Genomic DNA, 17,623 nt, shown 5'->3' with positions numbered 1-17,623 from the left:
ACATTTAATTTTGGTAATACCCGGGAAAGATATCCGCTAGCGGCAGCAGCAGCATTTCAGCAGCCATCTTATATTCTTCAAATACACCTTCTCTTTTATAGAACCCATTGCCCGCTTCTCTCATAACATAGGCGTCGGTGCAGGGAAAAGGATACGAGTTGAGCTTCTTATCTGCAATGCTCTGAAACACCGCTTCATCCAGGTCTGCGAGTTTCGATGGTTCAATTTCAAAGTCCGGAAAAAAAGCCAGCATATCCTTATGTCCCTGTTTATACAGATCCAGCAGCTCCTTCAGCCTGCTTAAGGCATCGGAGCCTGATATGGCCGAGGCCTCAAAAACACGGCCTTCCTTAGTCGAAATAAAGTACAGGTCCACTAAAGCGCCTGAAGCTCTTACAGCCAGGTACCGCAGATAAGCTTCAAGGAGATACTTCGATTCTTTTTTCGACCATGAAATACAGATCATCCGGTCGCCAAAGATCCTGTTGACCCTTCCTTTCAGTAAGACATCACCTACGTTTACTTCCACTTGCAGCGAACGCCCGGGCATACCGCCCGTACATTCATTAAACAGGTCGCGGATCGCCGAAACCTCTGCTTCCACGTCCCGTAAAGCAATATCAGCCATATTCTTCAAAGGTAAAGCTCCTTTTTTGACCAGTTTATCCTTTAGAACCTCTATATCTTCAGGGGGCAAAAGAAGCAGGTCCTGCTTCAGCGACCACTTGCTGAGCCCATCAAGCTCAAACAGTTCTGTATCGCTTAAAAGCACCTCATCATTATTAAAATAGATACCTAAGACATCATTATAATACCCTTTAACCGGGTTTTTAAAAAAGTTCACAAGCGCATCAAGGGAAACCACCTCCGGATCAAAAGCCGGCGGGTCCTTTCTTTCGCCCTGCACATCCGTTTCTCCATTGCCCTGTTTATAATTCAGGTAATTATAAAGGCGGTCGTCGGCAAGGTTATACTTACGGCTGAAGCTATGCAGCGGTTGTCGTATCACAATGGGAACATGCTCCTCCGCTGCTACTCCGGCCTCAATATAATCTACCAGTTCATCCACCAGGGCCGAAGGAGGCAGAACAGTATTATCTTTTGTACTCTGACCGATGTAACTGATATAGAGATAGTCGCGTGCAGAAAGAATGGTTTCGAGGAAAAGATGTTTGTCGTTCTCCTTGATATTACGATCGCCCTTTCTTTTTTCCCTTTCCATCAGGTTGAAATTAGAGGGGTTTTCTTTCCTTGGAAACTTATCAAAGTTGAGACCCAGCAGGGCAACCACCCTGAAGGGGATACTTCGCATCGGAATGAGCGAACAAAAAGTAACACCACCGGTAGCAAACGAGCTGCTTCGGGTAGCAGAGGAAATGGATTGCAGAAAGTTATGGCTGAATACTTCGTAGCTGATATTTTCTGTTATCAGCTCATTCAAAGCGTTGTAGTTTTCGAGCTGCTTCAATAAAATATCGTAGTCTTCACCCGCGTCCTCCCCCGGCTCAGATACCAGATCATACAAAACCGATTCAACGTACCCCACCCATTCAGAAACACTGCGGCTCCGCTCCCGCTCTTTTACAGAGTCCATCAGAACCTGTACAAAATGACAAAATCGAATCAACTCAGCAGAGGCATGCCCTTCGGTCAGTTCAAGGGGATAAAAACCGGTACCATCCTCATCTTTAAACTCTTCATCACCGCTCATGCAGATACCATAAATGATCCGTTCGATGCCATATTTCCAGCTTACATATATGGTATCATCATCTTTATCCCCTTCCATGCCAAAACGGATATTGGCTCTGTCAACTGCCTTCCGGATGAGGTTCAGGTCACTGATTGCAAAGCGCTTCCTGATATATCCCGAGTCCAGCAATTGCAGTACCTCCTCAGCCTTGAAGGTCTGCCGGTTCATTCGGAGTACCGACTGCAAGGCGTTCGACAGGCTGTCGTTTGCCGCAAAGCTCTCGTCGGCAATAGTATAATGAAAAGAGTAAGGAGCATTGTTAAACACCGCCCTGATATAAGGTGCATAGGCGTCTATATCACTAACCATCACCACAATATCACGTGCCGACAGTACCTCGCCATGCTTATCTATCAGGTGTACCAGGTAATTATAGAGCGCTTCCACCTCCCTGGCTGCCGTATAACAGGCATTTATGGTAACCGAGCCGTCCCTTATATGGTCAGGTGATATCAGTCGCCTGTCCGCATTACTCCTGTTATAAAAAATATCCTGCTGAATGCATTGCAGAAGCGTTTTATCTCCCGGCTCTTCAATACCGACCTCATCGTATGCGTTAATAAGGGCGTCATTTTGGAAGAACAGGCTGAAGGTGTTCTGTATCAGCCGGCCCCAGCTGGTCAGCAGGGGGTTGCCCGGCACCGGCTCATCGGCATTAACAAGTCCTTTCTTCTTCAGAAACAGCATCTGCTTTTCACTCCTGTCTTCGAACCAGTATTCAGAGGGGGCAGGATTGAGGATATGGAAAGAAAAATCGATATACCGGCTAAGTTCGCTGAACAGCTGAAGGTGATAACTCGTTATAACCGAGAGGCCAAAAATATGAACGGCCGGCATGCCCCGCTTTAGGTCATCAATGCGGTCGCCCTGCTGAAGCGCCTGCAGGATAAACTGCCCCATCAGCGTCCTGTCGGGCAAGCGGTCTTTCGTTAATTCTTTAGCCCTGATCCATAAAAACTTCTGCCATTCATCGTCCTTCACATCAGCAATCGAGGAGCGGTTCCACTCCTGCACCATTTCGGGCCTGTAGATCTGGTACTGGTCCAGGAGGTCGGCCACCTTTTCGGCAAGGGCAAGCCGCTTTACTTCCTTATCAGAACCTTCTCCGAAATAAGCCGCTATATTCCCAAACCTCTCTTTAAACTCTTTATCGTTCAACAGCTTATAAAACACCCACGACAAGTTCTCCGGCGAAAGGCTTTGCGAATATCTGCCGCCCAACAACTGATAAATCTTAAAGACGATATCATTGGGCCTGAGAAAGCGGTAATTTGCAGCAATACCCATGCTGTCGGCCAGCTGGAGCTTCAGCCAGTTATTCATCCCTTCAGTCTGAGTAACGATATAATAGGGCTGAAAAACCTGATTTCCCTGTGCCTGCAAATCACTGCATAGCTTTTTTGCCAGTTGAGATAATGAATTAGATACTTGTAAATACAATGCCATATCAGACCCTATAATGCTCAAAGAAATTAATAATCACTGAACCTGTCGGCAATTCCGGATGCCCTTTTTACAAAACGATCAGAGGCCTGCAAAATTACAGATGCCGAACCTTGCAAAAATACTTTTGATCTGGCGCGCGTTACGGCTGTATACAGTAACTCGCTTGTAAGGATCGCATTGCTCTCGCTGTCGGGCAGCACAATCAGCACACGGTCAAACTCCGAGCCCTGGCTCTTATGGATGGTCATCGCAAACACAGTTTCAGCCTGGCTTATATAACCAGGGATTACAGGCTTTATTCCTTCAACACCATCCTCAAACCATACTTTCAACGTCCCCTTCTCATCGGCCCTGACAATTCCGGTGTCACCGTTGTACAGGCCTACGGTGTAGTTATTGCCGGTAACAATAACCGGGCGATTCTCATAAAACCCGCCGTTTGCCCTGATCAGCTTCTTCTGCTGCAGGTATTTCTCTATTCTTCTGTTTAACTGGTATACGCCGTGCTCGCCTTCCCTTACCGCGCACAATACCCTGAGCCGGTTCATTTTCTGTAATGCAAGTCGTATATCTTGTTCCCTGATAAACTCTGCATATCCGTCGGCAAATTCTTCGAAAAGCGGTCTTGAATAAGCAGTATCAACCAGCACCTGCGCGTCGGAAGAAACGATAAAATCATTCAACGTTTGCTTGTCCCTGGCAATAATAGCCTTACTAAAGCGCCCTATTCCCTCTTCGCCGCTAAACCGGTGGCTATGCCGCAGCTCTATGATATGCTGAAACAGGGGATGTTCGGATTCAGTAACGACCGAGCCTTCATCAATGGCCCTGGACGGATCACCGATAAGGGAGTTGATAAAAGCAGCCCTTTCCCGGCCAAACAGGTTCAGCTGCCCCTGAGCCTGACACAAGTCGCCGAATAAGCTTCCCGCCTCTACGGAAGCCAGCTGATCCTTATCTCCTAACAGGACCAGGCGGGTGTCCGGACCGATGGCGTCGAGCAACTTCGCAAACAAGGAAACATCGATCATCGAGGCCTCATCCACGATAACCACGTCATAATTCAAAGGATTAGAGCGATGATGCTCAAAATATGTCGAATCGGGAACAAAGCCTAACAGGCGATGGATAGTAGATGGTTTAACAGAAGCCGACTTTAATGATTCGCCCATTCTGGCGGCAGCCTTTCCCGTTGGCGCGGCAAGAGCCACTCTTAGTGCGGGATTCATGCAGTATAAAACAGCAAGGATCTTCGCAACAGTCGACGTCTTACCCGTACCCGGACCGCCTGTGATAATGGTGAGATTATTCAGCACTGCGTTCAGTGCAGCCACCATCTGCCAGTCGGTACGGCTATCAGCACCCGAAGCCGCTGTTTCCTTAGGAGCAAACAACTCTCTGATAAAGCCGGTCAGCGGATGCAGGCTCTCCATCCTTTCTGCCAGACGGGTTTCCTCTGTTTTACCAAAGTCGCTGATCCTTTCCAGCACCAGCGATTCGTAGGCAAAATAACGCTGCAAATAGAGGCAGTTGTTGTATAAGATAAAGGGCTGTCTTTCGCCGGGCACCGTTCCCACCAGGGGCTCAGTTTTAAGACGCTCTCTCTTTTCAATAAATCCTTTATAATGGGCTGGCAGCTCTTCATTCAGCACGCCCGCATCGTCCAGCGGCAGGCAAATATGGCCTTCACTCAGCTTTTTGGAAACCAGGTAGGCAAAGGGCTGAAGCGTTTCGCTTTTAAAAAATGAAGCAAACTGCTGGTGAACATCGTTCGTTGTGCGCATAGTAAAGCTGTTCCTTGTTCCCAAAGCTACAACAGAGAAAGCACACCAGCCTCATAAAAAAGAGAAAAGCTATACAAAGGTTCCGTTCATATAGCTCAGCAGCTTAATCCTGCTCGAACCTCCCGGCTGCTTAATCACCTGTATCTGCGTGCCAATCCTTTCTTTCAGAGCCTCCACGTGCGAAATTATCCCGATGGTTTTTCCGCTTGCCTGAAGGTTTTCCAGCGCAGAAATAGCCACATCAAGGGTATCCGAATCGAGGGTACCAAAACCTTCGTCTATAAACAATGAGTTGATCTGGACTTTCCGGCTGGCCAGGTCAGACAGGCCAAGGGCCAGCGCAAGGCTCACCAGGAAGCTTTCGCCGCCCGAAAGAGTAGCCATAGGCCTCACAACGTCCGCCTGATAGCCATCAATAATCAAAAGTTCAAGATCTTTCTCCCTGCTCTTCAGTATCCGGTAACGGTCGCTAAGCTTCAACAGATGGCGATTGGCAAGATCGGTAAGCCGCGCCAGGGTGAGCCCCTGTGCAAACCGGCTGAACTTCTTTCCATCGGCCGAGCCTATCAGCGATGACAGCCGCAGCCATCGTGTAAACTCCTTTTGCTGAACGTTTATCTGCTCTGCTACCTCCGAGAACTTCTGCGTCAGCCTGTCATCCTCGTCAAGGATCTGCTTCAGGCTGCCAATTTCCTGGTTCAGGGCAGAAATGCGCTGCTCCAAACCCTCCGATGTCGATTGTAATGCCTCCGGCTGCTCGTCCGTCAGGTTCCTGGCCGTTTCACTGAGGTACTCAGCGCGGGTCGTTAGGCTAAGCTGTTGTATGGCACGGATCCTGGCGTCTGTATCGCGCTCAAGTTCGCGTATCCGTACTGCTTCTTCCTCAGGAATAAAATGCTGGTAAAGCTCTTCTACAGAAGATATGCCCTTATCCCCAAGTGCATGTGTCAGCTTTTCCCTAAGTGCACCGCTCTGATCATTGGCAGCGCGTACATCCAGTTCCAGTTGTACTGCTTTCGACTCCGCGATTGTTAACTGCTCCTGCACCTGCTGAAGCAGTTCGCGGGCTGCATCTTGAGCCGCCCGGCTACTCCTGACCACGTTATTGAGCCGTTCCCGCTCTTTGGCCGGATCTATATCAGCAAACATTTGCTTACGCTCCGCAAGAAGTCCTTCCAGCAACTCCTCCTCTCTCTTCAGCTCAGTGCGTTGCTTTAGCTGTGCATCCAGCTTCGCTGAAAGCGCACCGCCGGTTTTCTCCAGCTCATTTTTCACCTGAACATGCTGCTCCTGAAGATGCTGCAGCCTTTTTTCAAAGGCTGCATACTGGGCGATGCGTTCGGTCAGAACTGTTTCAATTCTGTTCACATCACTGCCGCCGAATTCTATTCCGAGGCGAGAAAGCAGATCATGCAGATCTTTCAACAGCGCGGCTTCTTTCTCTTTCAGTGAAACAATAAGGCTTTTAATTCTCATTGCCTGTTCACCGGCGCCTTTTATCCGTTCTGCCGCAGCAGAGCACTTCGCTTCTGCCTGGAACAGCAATTCCTTCTTCCCGGCAATGGCGTTCCCCGTAGCAGTTATTTTTTGCTGAAGGTCCCTTATCGCCGCGATTATTTTCTGTAAATCACCCAGCTGTTGTTTTTTTCTTTTGGTGACTGCAGCAATGGTGTCCGGTTTTGCAATGTCGAGAGCAGCTGGCAGCAGTCTGTTTATCTCCTCAAATGCTTTAATTACGCTTTCTATTTCAGACTCTGTCTTTCCGAGCTGTTGTTTGCCTGTCGCTATATTTTGCTCAAGAGCGTTTATCTCAAGCATCTTTTGCTGAACCCGCTCGTTTACCGACAGAACATACTGCTCCGCTGCATTCCTTTTCTTTTCAGCCTCACTCAGCTCAGCCTTGTAGCCGCCGGCAGCATAGGGGTGATGAAGAGACCCGCATAAAGGGCAGGGCTGGTCTTCCTTAAGCGCCAGCCTGTCGGCCTCGTAGTTCTGAATCCGCTTCTGCAGCTCAACCAATTGCCTTAGGTCCTGAAGATGTTTTTCGGCCGTTTCCTTCTCCAGCTTCAGATCGCCAAGCAGGGCCCTCTCCTGCTCCAGTAGTTTCGTTCGTTCTGCGGCGAGGTCTAGAAGCGAGCTTTTCTCAATTTGTAAGCGGCTGAAGTTCTCTGCAAGCCTGTACTGCTGCTCGCAGTAACTGATCAAAGAAGGCAGTTCTCCCGCCTCTTCCTCGTATTCTTCAAGGCGCTTCCCGGCGCCCTGCTCTTCCAGTCTGCCCTTCAGCTGCCCGTCGAGCGCTTCGAGGTCCAGGATTTCCTTATTCAGGCCTGACGTTACAGCCAGATTGACGTCGAGAATGTCCTGCGCCTCTTTCTCCTGCTTTTCCGCTGCCCGCTTTTCCGCTTCATTAGCATCAATAGAAAGCAGCACCTCCCTCAGCTCTTTTGAATACTGCGTAAAGACGATCAGCTGTTTATCAAGCGTCCGGTCGGACTCTCTTTGTTTAAGTGCGGCAGAGCACTCCGCTATAGCGCCTTCAATCGTATTCAGCTCTTTCCCTTTATCTTCTTCCGTTCCAACCAGGCTTTCTACCTCGGCATCTACCTGATCTGCAGCCGCTTTATACCGGGAGACGTTGCCACGCACTCCTTCTATGCGGGAGTCGAGAAGAACCGCTTTATCAAGTTCAGGCTCCGTGGCAGTAAGCACCTGCTGCGCCTTATCGGCGGCTTCAACGGCCGCTGTATATTTCTGAAGGGTTTCCTCTGTATTCCTTTTTAGCGTGGGAAGCTGTTCATTCAGTTGCCTGAGGCTTGAACGAAGTCCCGATGCCCGTTCTTCAATTGTTCTTATTTCGGTAAGGGCCGGCCTGAACTCCACAGCCTGATGATGCAGCTTCAGGCGCTCAAAATCACCATGATACTCCTCTCTCAACTTTTGGTGACTTAACAGATCGCGGTCAAGGTCTTCGATCTTTACCTTCAGCGTTTCAATACCCTTTTGCCAGCTGATCTTTTTAAGCACATCCCCCTGCTTCGATTTAACCTCTGCCTCCTCTTCGGCTAAGCCTTTCAGGCGTGTTTCGTGAGCCAGTCTTTCCTCCTCCTCCAGGAGATCTACGCTATCAAGCCTTGCCTTTAAGAGGTCCAGGTTTTCCTTCTCGGCCTTCTGCCTTTCAAATACATAACGCGAAACCTCCGTATAAATACCTGTATCGGTAATCTTCTCCAGCAGTTCGCTCCGCTCATTATCGTCGGCCTTCAGGAATCTGGTGAAATCACCCTGCGAAAGCATGACTGATCTGAGAAACTGGTTATAATCCAGTCCGCAAAGATCTGTGATCTCCTGCTTTACCGATGTGGGGGTATGACCGCCCAGGAACTTCCCCGAAGGCATTTCTGCGAGTTCCATCTTTTCGCCCTGAAGGTTACCGTCTATCTTGCCCCTGCTTCTGCGCAGCGACCACTTCGCCTTGTAAACCTGGCCCTTTACTTCAAATTCGACCTCCGAATAGCACTCTGCCGTATGCCGCGACATTATTTCAGAGACATCGCGCGTCAGGCGGTGAACTTTTCCATATAATGCAACGGTAATCGCATCCAGTATCGTGGTTTTACCCGCACCTGTAGGCCCTGTGATTGCAAACAAACCACTTTCGGTAAAAGGAGGTTTGTCAAAGCGGATCTCATGTTCGCCCTTCAGTGAGTTTAGATTTAAAAACTTAACACTTACAATCCTCATTCTTTCACCTCCTCCAACTGCCTCATCCGCTCCATGGCCTCTTCAAAAGTTGCCATCAGCTCACTATAGTCATTGTCGCCAAACTCTATTTCACACTTTTTCGTAAAAACCGCTTTAGGGTCCAGGTCCATCAGGGTCATTCCTTCGTCCACCTGTTCGGCGAAGTCGGGTAAAGCAATTTTCCGCACCTGCCTGCAAAAAAAGCGCTCAACAAAAGGGATACGGACTTTTATCTTTTCCAGCTGCTCCTCCAGGTCGGGAATATAGGCTTCCGTTTCAACCTGCACCTCTACCCATGAAGGATATTGAAGACAGGCATCTTCCAATAGCAGCAGCTTGCTTTTCACGGCATCCAGGCTCCCCCTCACCCTTATCAGCTTGCGGCAAGAGGGTATCTCATGCTCTTCGAGCCTCGTCATTGCTCCATTTTCAAACTCCAGGATGATCACCTGCTTTTTATCATCCGACTCCGAAAAGCTTAACGGAACAGGCGACCCCGAATAGCGGATATGGTCCATTTTATTAACCTTCTGAGGTCTGTGAATATGCCCCAGAGCAATATAATCGAATTCTTCGGGGAACTGGTCTCCGCAAACCTGGCCCAGGTTGCCTACGTGGATCTCCTTCTCGCTGTCGGAAGTGCCGGCGCCTGCCGCAAAAAGATGGCCCGTTGCAATAACCGGAATGCCTTCAGCCTTATAAGGCGCAATATGTTCTTTAAATCGGTTGTAATGATCGCAGATACCCTGCTTGATGCGTGCTTCCCTTTCGGCGCCTGTCTCGCCCGGCACAGAAAGACGTATATCCTTATCCCTGAGGAATGGCACTGCGCAAACCACCACCTGTAGTTTTCCGCTTACATCTTTTACAGGGATGATCTGCTCGGTAAACTCGTCGGGCACGCCCCCTACAATATATACATTGAAAAACTTCAGCAGCTCGCGCGGTGCATTTAAGGTACTGATTGAATCATGATTGCCGCCGATGATAATGACATCGCGACAGCAGGTATCCTTCACGTTCCTTAGAAAACGGTAATATAACTCCAGGGCTGTATTCGAAGGAGAACCTGTATCGAATATGTCGCCTGCAATAATGAGAACATCAATACATTCGGCCTTTAATTTCTCAATAAGCCAGTTCAGAAAATGCTGATGTTCTTCTGTTCTCTCACATTGCTCAAGTTTTTTCCCGAGATGCCAGTCAGCGGTATGAAGAATTTTCATTCCCAAAGGTATTTAATATCCGGCGGATTTACCGCAACAGACGGCCGCCGCGACGTCGAACAATTATGCACAAGCCCTTCTGTATTTCCTAAGAAAGAAGCATGTTTGTATTTTGAAAAAAAATGAACATCTATCAGAAGTCGATACAACTGAAAGAGCGGAAAAGAGGATTTCACCTGATCACATCAGAGATAACTCAGGCATTCCCGGAGATCCGCGGTTTGAACGCAGGAATATGCCAGGTATTTATACAGCACACCTCGGCTTCGCTCAGCATAAATGAAAACGCCGACCCTACCGTACGGGCCGACTTCGAAATGTATTTCAATAAGGCGGTGCCCGAGAACGACCCCGACTACCTGCACGACTACGAAGGCTCAGACGATATGCCCGCCCATCTTAAGGCAGCCTTACTGGGCAGCTCGGTGACTATTCCCGTTCGAAACGGGCGCCTGGCACTAGGCACCTGGCAGGGAATATATTTATGTGAGCACCGCAATTACGGGGGGCCGAGAAACATCATTATCACAGCCTGGGGAGAATAAGCTGGCGCCTGAGTTCCGGCTTGCCATATATCAGCAAGCCGGAACAGAGGACTTTTATCTTAACTTCTTCTTGTTAAAGACAAGTCTGTACTAAATTAATTTAGCACGCTTTATTAACGTTAAGTTCTACTCTATAGTCTTCGCATCCTAAGCGTACCGCGACTTTCAGCCTTCGTTCTGGCTAATTTGACAAATCCCATACAAAATCACCTGCATCCCGAATCATACTATACCATTAAGGCATATATTTCCTGCATATACGCCGCCTCATTCAAAGCATTTTTGAATGAGGCCCACTCTTCCGCAGTAAAAGCAAAACTGATCTCCGGATTTGGAGTGCTTACTACGAGCCTTTCCTCCCCGTCGGCGAAATACTGGTACTGGGCTTCATACCCGAAACTATTTATAGCACGCCTGAACGAGCTAAACTTTTCGGAGGTAAAGCTTAAGAGAATATTCCCGTGCCAGATAAAAAGCACCCTGCAATGTACACACTGGCTCACGGTAACAGAGTCCCCCGAGTACAATAACCTTGTCTCACACATATTTAATTATTGAGGGATTGCTAAATTCTGATTAATCGCCGACCGCCAGGCTTCACTTTCCGGAATTCCGGGCTTACGTTTACCAAAAAACTGAACGATGATGCCGCCATCATTGTCAAATATCTCAATGCTGGTAACAATCCCGTCTTTTGTAGGTTTCTTCACCAGCCACACAGCTGCTATACCATCCTCGCGTAAATGCATATTAAACTGCGGATCCAGAACATTGAACCATGGTCCGGTTTGAACCAGGTTCTTTACTAATCCGGTATGAATCTGAATGCATCCCCGGCTGCCGGTAAACACCATTATCTCTACACCCTGAGCGGCCACAGATTCGAGCACCCGCTTCAATATCCCGGTGTCGAGCGGCTCGGTAAAACCCGCCGGCGCAAGCCGCATTGCCTGGAGCCTGCTCACTCCGAACGACTTTAACATTCCGTGAAAATGGTGCGTATCCTGCAAGGCCTTCCAGGCCTCCCCGAAATGAGTACTATCAATATCGCTATCATGCTTCTCCTCTTGCCGGTCATCCCAGGCTTCCACATCAACCGGCAGATCCTGATTGGCGGCTTTATACTTTTCTTTTAAGGCTTCGTACACCTCTTTGTCGCTACTTTCAGTAAGATATATTTTGTGAACCGCCTCACCACTTTTATCAAAAAACTGAAAGCTCAGCCGTCCGTTTTCATTTACCGCAAATCCGAATTTCCAATGACTCATAAACAGCCGCAGGTCGATATCCGGATTCACAGCCAAGCCGACCTCTCCGTTAAATGCCACTTTATTATACACACCTTTCCGTTCGTGCACACAATAATCGTTACGCGTTAAAGCCATCACCTGGCCTATCTTCTCCACTTCTTTCAACAATGACTTAAAATCATTATTGAGCAGTGTATTTCCACTTCCTGTTCCGGTTGCTACAAGCTCCGCTTCACTCACATCGAGTTGTCTGGCAGCCTCACGAATCCGGATCTTTGGATTGTCTTTTTTAATTCTGTTCCATTTTTCAATTAATACATTTTTCATAATTCTATTTTTTGGCTTTCAGCGATCGCCTGTCAGCAATCAGATTTTAACTTACAACCTTCAACTCAAAACATTCACTTTCAACTTTCAACTCTCAACTCACAACCTACAACTCACAACCTTCAACTCTCAACCTTCAACTCTCAACTCTCAACTCTCAACTCTCAACTCACAAAGGCACCGCCACTGGCCAGTTCAACCCGGTATAATTCATCATCTCCACCTTCACATTGAAAGCGTTCAATATATTGTCGTGGTTTATAACCTCTTTAGGTGCACCAAATGCGATGGTCTTACCATTTTTAAGGATGAGCACCTTATCGGCATAGCGCGACGCAAAATTGATGTCGTGAAGGATACATACCACGCAATAGCCACGGTCGGACATGCCACGGGCTATCGATAAGATCTGTTGCTGGTACAGCAGATCGAGACCGTTTGTGGGTTCGTCGAGGAGTAAAAGTCCCTGCGGCACATCTGCTATCTGCGCTATTACCCGCGCCAGCTGCACCCGCTGCTGTTCCCCTCCCGAGAGCGTATTATATTCCCGGCTCGCCAGGTGAGTTATCCCCGTTTCGTTCAATACATGTCTCACTATTTCAATATCATTGATTCCCGGTTTATTTTCAAAGTGGGGATAGCGCCCCATAAGTACCAGCTCGTAAACCGTAAACGACATGGATATCGTGTTTTGCTGGGCGAGCACCGAGCGCATTCTTGCCAGTTCAATAACCTTATATTCCTGCAGGGGCCGCTGTTTTATGTAAATGGCACCCTCCGAAGGGCTGATCTCGGAAGATAATAACTTTAGCAGGGTACTTTTACCCGCCCCGTTTGCTCCGATAACGGCCAGCATTTCTCCTGGTCTGACGCTGAAATTAATGTCCCGGAGAAGTTCGCTCCGTCCGGCACGATAAGAAAGCTCCCTTACCTCTATCATAACTGCCTGGCCCTTTTTTCTTTAAAAATGATGTAAATAAATACCGGCACCCCGATGATGGCAGTCAGTATTCCAATGGGTAACTCTGCCGGAGCAACGATCGTGCGCGCAAGCAGATCAGCCAGGGTGAGCACCACTGCCCCCAGCAACGCAGAGCATACAATCACAGTTTTATGATTTGCTCCTGCAATCATCCTGATAATATGCGGGATGATAAGGCCGATAAAACCAATAATACCGCACATTGCGACCGATGCGCCAACAGCCATAGTTGCCAGTACAATGACGAGCCGTTTCACCAGATCAACATTCACCCCCATATGGGTGGCCTGCGATTCCCCTAATGCCAGAGCGTTCAGAGACTTCGAGAGGAAAGGCAGGCCTATCAGCGGAACGATAATAAAAGGAAACAACACCTTGATATTATCCCAGGTTGCCCCGCCCAGGCTTCCGAGACTCCAGAACGTGATATTCCTGAGTTCTTCATTTGTAGCAACGTAGGTAAATAAGCCTGTAAAAGCGCCTGAGAGAGCGTTAATTGCGATCCCGGCAAGCAACAGCGTGGTGATCACCGCTTTACCCCTGTAAACAGAGATGCGGTAGACCAGCATCGTCGTAAGGGATGCCCCGGTAAATGCAGCGATAGAAAGAGCATAGTATCCTAATTGTTCCAGAAATGAAGCAAACAGTTTATTCCCCAATACAATAACCGCAACGGCGAACAGGGAGGCGCCCGACGAGATCCCGATGAGTCCCGGCTCAGCAAGGGGATTGCGAAAAAGCCCCTGCATCGCCGCACCCGACACGGCAAGGCCTGCACCAACCAGCACACCGAGCAACACCCTGGGAAAACGGAGCGTAAATAACACGGCTTCCTGCTGCGGCTCATAGTTAATTGCCTGGCTTAAGCCGGCTTTATGGGCAACGATAGAATAGAATTCGGAAAACGAGATCGTTACCGCTCCCAGGCATGCCGAAAGAATGACTGCCGCAAGCAACAGCAGCCATAACAGTGAAGGCAGCCATTGCCGAACAGTAACCGCACCGCTCTTCTTTGCACCTGCACCCCGCTCTGCGACACCCTCCCCGGGGAGCGTCATAGAATCGGCATAATATCTCAAGTTACTGCTCTTAAGCACCTTTCTTAACAAGTACATATTCTAATTTTGGTCTTCCGCGTACTCCGCCGTCTTCGGCAATGAAACTGATGAACTTTAACTTATAGATATTTCCGGCAGCATCTTTAATCAGATAAAAACGATCCGTTTTCACGCCGGGTGTCCCGGTGGTGGCACGCCATTTTGACCCGATCACATCGCGGCTGCCCGAAAAATTGATGCCGCTGAGGTTACTTTCGTTAAAAGCCTCGTAGCTTACCGCCGACGTTAACACCTCGGCTGCCTGAACTCCGGCATGGTGGTTAATGAATACAAGATCAGAAAATCCGTAAGGTATTGTTCCTGTGAAATACATACTCCAGCCCCATTCGAAATCCCAGCTGTCTTTCTTTGGCTCGACTGCAACAAGGCCGTTATCAAAAGAAGCATATCTGAAGTTGTATTCAGCATCTTTAGTGATCTCCAGCGACTTCACCGTAGTTTCGTTTAACCTGGCATATTGAAGAACGTATCCGTTGTCTTTCCTGCTAATCTTAACTTTATAAAGGTCGGCCACAGGAGCAACACTTCTGTCGCCTCCTTTGCGGTTAATCACATAGACCTTGTTCTCCGACTCTGTTGCCGAAACCGCGGCAATAACCGTTTTTGTTATGTCGCCGTTAACGTCATCAATGAGGGAAAACGAACCCAGTCCCTGGCCCAGCTTAAGATCATCAGGATTAATATCTGCGCTGCTTACCTGCGTCAGGTCGGTTTTGTCCACTTTTATCGCTGACGCACCGGTGGCATTATTGATAATCACACGAAAATCAGCGCCGGAGTAAAAACCAAGGTCCCACTCGTCTCTGCCCACAGCAGTCTGCCTGTTGGCACTTAAGTCGACAAACACGCTGTTTTCAGCAGCCGAACCACCTTCTCCCCCTTCCAGCTGAAGGTTTGAACCCGCTGAAGTGATGGCAGAAAATGACACCTTCAGCTCCTTTAGCTCACCTGCCAGAGAAGGCTGCCCTACCTGGGTGATTGTAAAATGAATTGCCTCACCGCCATTCAGGAACAAGCCCGCAGTCTTTTTTATTTTAAACGTGGCAGAGGCCGAACCAGCCGGTATAGTCAATGTAAGTGCATTGTTTACAGCAGCGGGCTCGGTGGTAAACTCTGTACCATAGGCTACGTCCTCCGTCTGAAGATTAATTGTGATGCTTGTAGCAGCATCAACAACCCTTGAGGCTGTTACAGACACCTCGAGTTCATTTGCGCCTTCATCAAATCCGAGATCGCCGGTATTGAAAGCAATAAGATTATCCGGCAAGGGCGGATCATTTTTATCACAGGAAGGAAAAACAGCTACAACTATTAAAAGAAAAAGAATAAGAATCGATTTGTTCATGATATGTGTTTGTTACTTGTTATTGGATAGATCTTTAGACCATTGAAAAGTGAGACCAAGAAAGAAGGACCTTCCATACGATACCGGCGAAGGGCCTGTCGAATTGTGAGCCGATCCGCTGTCTATCGCTGTATTCGACACGCGCGTAACATTGAGTAAATTTTTTACGCCGAAAGAGAGTGTCGTCATTTTCCTGATCTCTTTATGAATGCTCAGGTCAGCGAGATTGTAAGACGATGTTCTGCCCCCGACGAGCGTACGTTCTCCATCCTGCTCCGAAATGTAATATGCAGGCAGCCGCCCGTTAAACTTATAAGAGAGATTGATGCTGGCGCCTGCATTGGGAAGAGTATAAATGATATTGCTGTTTACTTCAGGCGACCAGGTAAACTGCGGAAGCGGGCCACCGAATTCCTCATCCTCTGAGATGCGGTTATACCTTCCTATGTACGAAAAGCCGAGCATGCCACGCAGGCTTCTCCATCTCGCATTTCCCTGAACCGACCCGCCGGTGGTTTTTGAACGGCCGATGTTAATATAGCTGCTCGCATCGGGTTTATCGGCATTAATTCCGATTTCAATCAGATTGCTGAACACGTTGTAAAAACTGCTTAAAGTCACGCCTAAGGCTGTATTGCCCTTCGATTCATTGTGCCAGGTAAGCGAGCCGTTATAACTATGCGAATATTCAGCCTTCAGGTCTGCATTTCCGGTAATAGAATGACTGGCATCAAAAAACTCAAAATACAGCTCTCTCAGCGACGGTGCTCTGAAGCCTCTCGCATACGACAAGCGCATATCCAGCTTTTTACCAAGCATAATATGCGTATTCAGAGAGGGGATTACAGGAGGTGCATCGTATACCGAATTTCTCAGCATCCGTATACCAGGGCGGATATTAATCCCCTTCCATAATTTCAGCTCGGATGACACAAACAAGGCGTAATCGTTTATTTCGGGAGATCCCTGTATGCGGTCGCCGCTGCTGCCATTAAGGTTTACCTCTGCTCCCGGCTGGAGCGAAACCTTATCAGACAGTCTGTACTGCATCGTTACCCGGAAAAAAGTATGGTCGAATAAAGATTTTGCCTGTGCATCAGGTTCTAAAGAAAGCCGCCTGTCGCCATTTAAGACATTCAGGCTGGTTGTTTTCGTGCGCCGGCTGTAATCGGTGTACGACGCAGCTCCGTTGAAACTTAGAGCGGAACCCAGCTTCCAGTCGAGCTGCGCCTGATGAAAGAAACGCCGGCTGATATAATCTTTATCAGTGGCCAGGTTGTTATTGGGATTCGCCCTGCCCAGTAAACTGATAGTTTCGTCTGTGGCATTCAGCCTGTACCAGATATTAAGCCCGTCATGCCTGTAGCCCACGCTTCCGCCTCCCAGCAGCTGCTTTTTAGGATTCCATTCAAGCTCACGATCTGCAGCCTGGCCTTTCCATCCCCCGAAGTCGTTCTGCGAAAACGTGCCGGTAAACGACCATCTGTTGCGGTTATAGGCAGCGCTGACATGTTGATTATGCGAACCCTTGTTGCCAAATCCGGAGTATTCATCACCCGCCGACTCTTCCTGCACTTTAGCACTCAGCGAAAACACCTCAGACGCCGGGCTTTTCTTTGTAATAATATTGATCACCCCTCCAAGCGCGTCGGTACCGTAACTAACCGACATCGGGCCCTCTACAATCTCAATTCTGTCAATCGTGTGGACATCAATCTGCCCGAGGCTCTCCCGTATTTCGCCCCTGTCGAGCATCGGCACCCCGTCGAGCAAAATCTTCACACCTTTTCCGGAGATACCCATCAATGAAATATCACTGGTACCCAGAGCCAGGTCGTTACTGAATCTGACCCCCGGTTCAGTATTAAGAATTTGCATCAAACTCGTAGCACCACGGAGCCTGATTTGCTCGCTGCCGATAGTTCTGATACTATAAACGGAGTTTCGTGCCGACTGTGCTTCAAACTGCCCGGTCACAATCACCTCATCCAGTTGATTTAAAGCGTTAAACCTTTTCAGCGAATCGGCAGTCCGCATGTTACTCCTTTCCTGGCCATACAGGCAGGACGCTGACAGCAGCAGGATGAACAGCACTTTCCCTTTCAT

The 17,623-nt window shown here is 48.6% G+C and carries 11 protein-coding genes; 1 reads left to right on the top strand and 10 read right to left on the bottom strand.

All coding sequences use genetic code 11. The annotated features are described in order from the left end of the window. Positions 1 to 4: 4 nt before the first annotated feature. The 4 genes from recC to BDE36_RS10070 all read right to left on the bottom strand — a co-directional run bounded on the left by recC (position 5) and on the right by BDE36_RS10070 (position 9,950). Positions 5 to 3,199, bottom strand: a complete 3,195-nt coding sequence (gene recC, locus BDE36_RS10085; RefSeq protein ID WP_141814769.1) for an exodeoxyribonuclease V subunit gamma — start codon at positions 3,197 to 3,199, stop codon at positions 5 to 7. Between the two features lie 26 nt (positions 3,200 to 3,225). Beyond that, on the bottom strand, positions 3,226 to 4,983 hold the full coding sequence (recD, locus tag BDE36_RS10080; RefSeq protein WP_141814768.1) for an exodeoxyribonuclease V subunit alpha: 1,758 nt from the start codon (positions 4,981 to 4,983) through the stop codon (positions 3,226 to 3,228). A 69-nt stretch (positions 4,984 to 5,052) separates the two neighbouring features. Continuing rightward, positions 5,053 to 8,724 (bottom strand): SbcC/MukB-like Walker B domain-containing protein, encoded by a 3,672-nt coding sequence (locus BDE36_RS10075; RefSeq protein ID WP_141814767.1) that lies wholly within the window; start codon positions 8,722 to 8,724, stop codon positions 5,053 to 5,055. Beyond that, a complete protein-coding gene (locus BDE36_RS10070; protein ID WP_141814766.1) occupies positions 8,721 to 9,950 on the bottom strand; it encodes an exonuclease SbcCD subunit D C-terminal domain-containing protein in 1,230 nt (409 codons plus the stop codon). Before BDE36_RS10070 ends, BDE36_RS10075 begins: the two co-directional genes overlap by 4 nt. A 122-nt stretch (positions 9,951 to 10,072) precedes the next feature. Between BDE36_RS10070 and BDE36_RS10065 the strand changes: the two genes are divergently transcribed. Then, positions 10,073 to 10,495 carry a secondary thiamine-phosphate synthase enzyme YjbQ gene (locus BDE36_RS10065; protein WP_141814765.1) on the top strand — a complete coding sequence of 141 codons (423 nt, stop codon included), beginning with the start codon at positions 10,073 to 10,075 and terminating at the stop codon, positions 10,493 to 10,495. Positions 10,496 to 10,722: 227 nt separating this feature from the next. On the opposite strand, the gene BDE36_RS10060 is transcribed toward BDE36_RS10065, so the two are convergent. From BDE36_RS10060 to BDE36_RS10035, 6 genes are all read right to left on the bottom strand, one after another. Then, on the bottom strand, positions 10,723 to 11,040 hold the full coding sequence (locus BDE36_RS10060; protein WP_235904227.1) for a DUF6686 family protein: 318 nt from the start codon (positions 11,038 to 11,040) through the stop codon (positions 10,723 to 10,725). A 6-nt stretch (positions 11,041 to 11,046) separates the two neighbouring features. Beyond that, a complete protein-coding gene (locus BDE36_RS10055) occupies positions 11,047 to 12,072 on the bottom strand; it encodes a hemin-degrading factor (protein WP_141814764.1) in 1,026 nt (341 codons plus the stop codon). Between the two features lie 169 nt (positions 12,073 to 12,241). Further along, positions 12,242 to 13,012: a heme ABC transporter ATP-binding protein gene (locus BDE36_RS10050; protein ID WP_141814763.1), complete on the bottom strand. Its 771-nt coding sequence runs from the start codon at positions 13,010 to 13,012 to the stop codon at positions 12,242 to 12,244. After that, positions 13,009 to 14,169 carry a FecCD family ABC transporter permease gene (locus tag BDE36_RS10045; protein WP_235904228.1) on the bottom strand — a complete coding sequence of 387 codons (1,161 nt, stop codon included), beginning with the start codon at positions 14,167 to 14,169 and terminating at the stop codon, positions 13,009 to 13,011. The genes BDE36_RS10050 and BDE36_RS10045 overlap by 4 nt, the downstream gene beginning before the upstream one ends. Beyond that, the gene (locus BDE36_RS10040) at positions 14,144 to 15,517 is read right to left on the bottom strand and encodes an HmuY family protein (protein ID WP_141814762.1); all 1,374 of its coding nucleotides are present in this window, start codon (positions 15,515 to 15,517) and stop codon (positions 14,144 to 14,146) included. The genes BDE36_RS10045 and BDE36_RS10040 overlap by 26 nt, the downstream gene beginning before the upstream one ends. A 12-nt stretch (positions 15,518 to 15,529) precedes the next feature. Next, on the bottom strand, positions 15,530 to 17,623 hold the full coding sequence (locus BDE36_RS10035; protein WP_141814761.1) for a TonB-dependent receptor plug domain-containing protein: 2,094 nt from the start codon (positions 17,621 to 17,623) through the stop codon (positions 15,530 to 15,532).

It is taken from the genome of Arcticibacter tournemirensis (assembly GCF_006716645.1).
Lineage (GTDB): Bacteria > Bacteroidota > Bacteroidia > Sphingobacteriales > Sphingobacteriaceae > Arcticibacter > Arcticibacter tournemirensis.
The sequence above is the reverse complement of the archived record's forward strand: the minus strand, read 5'-3'. Positions and strand labels throughout refer to the sequence as shown.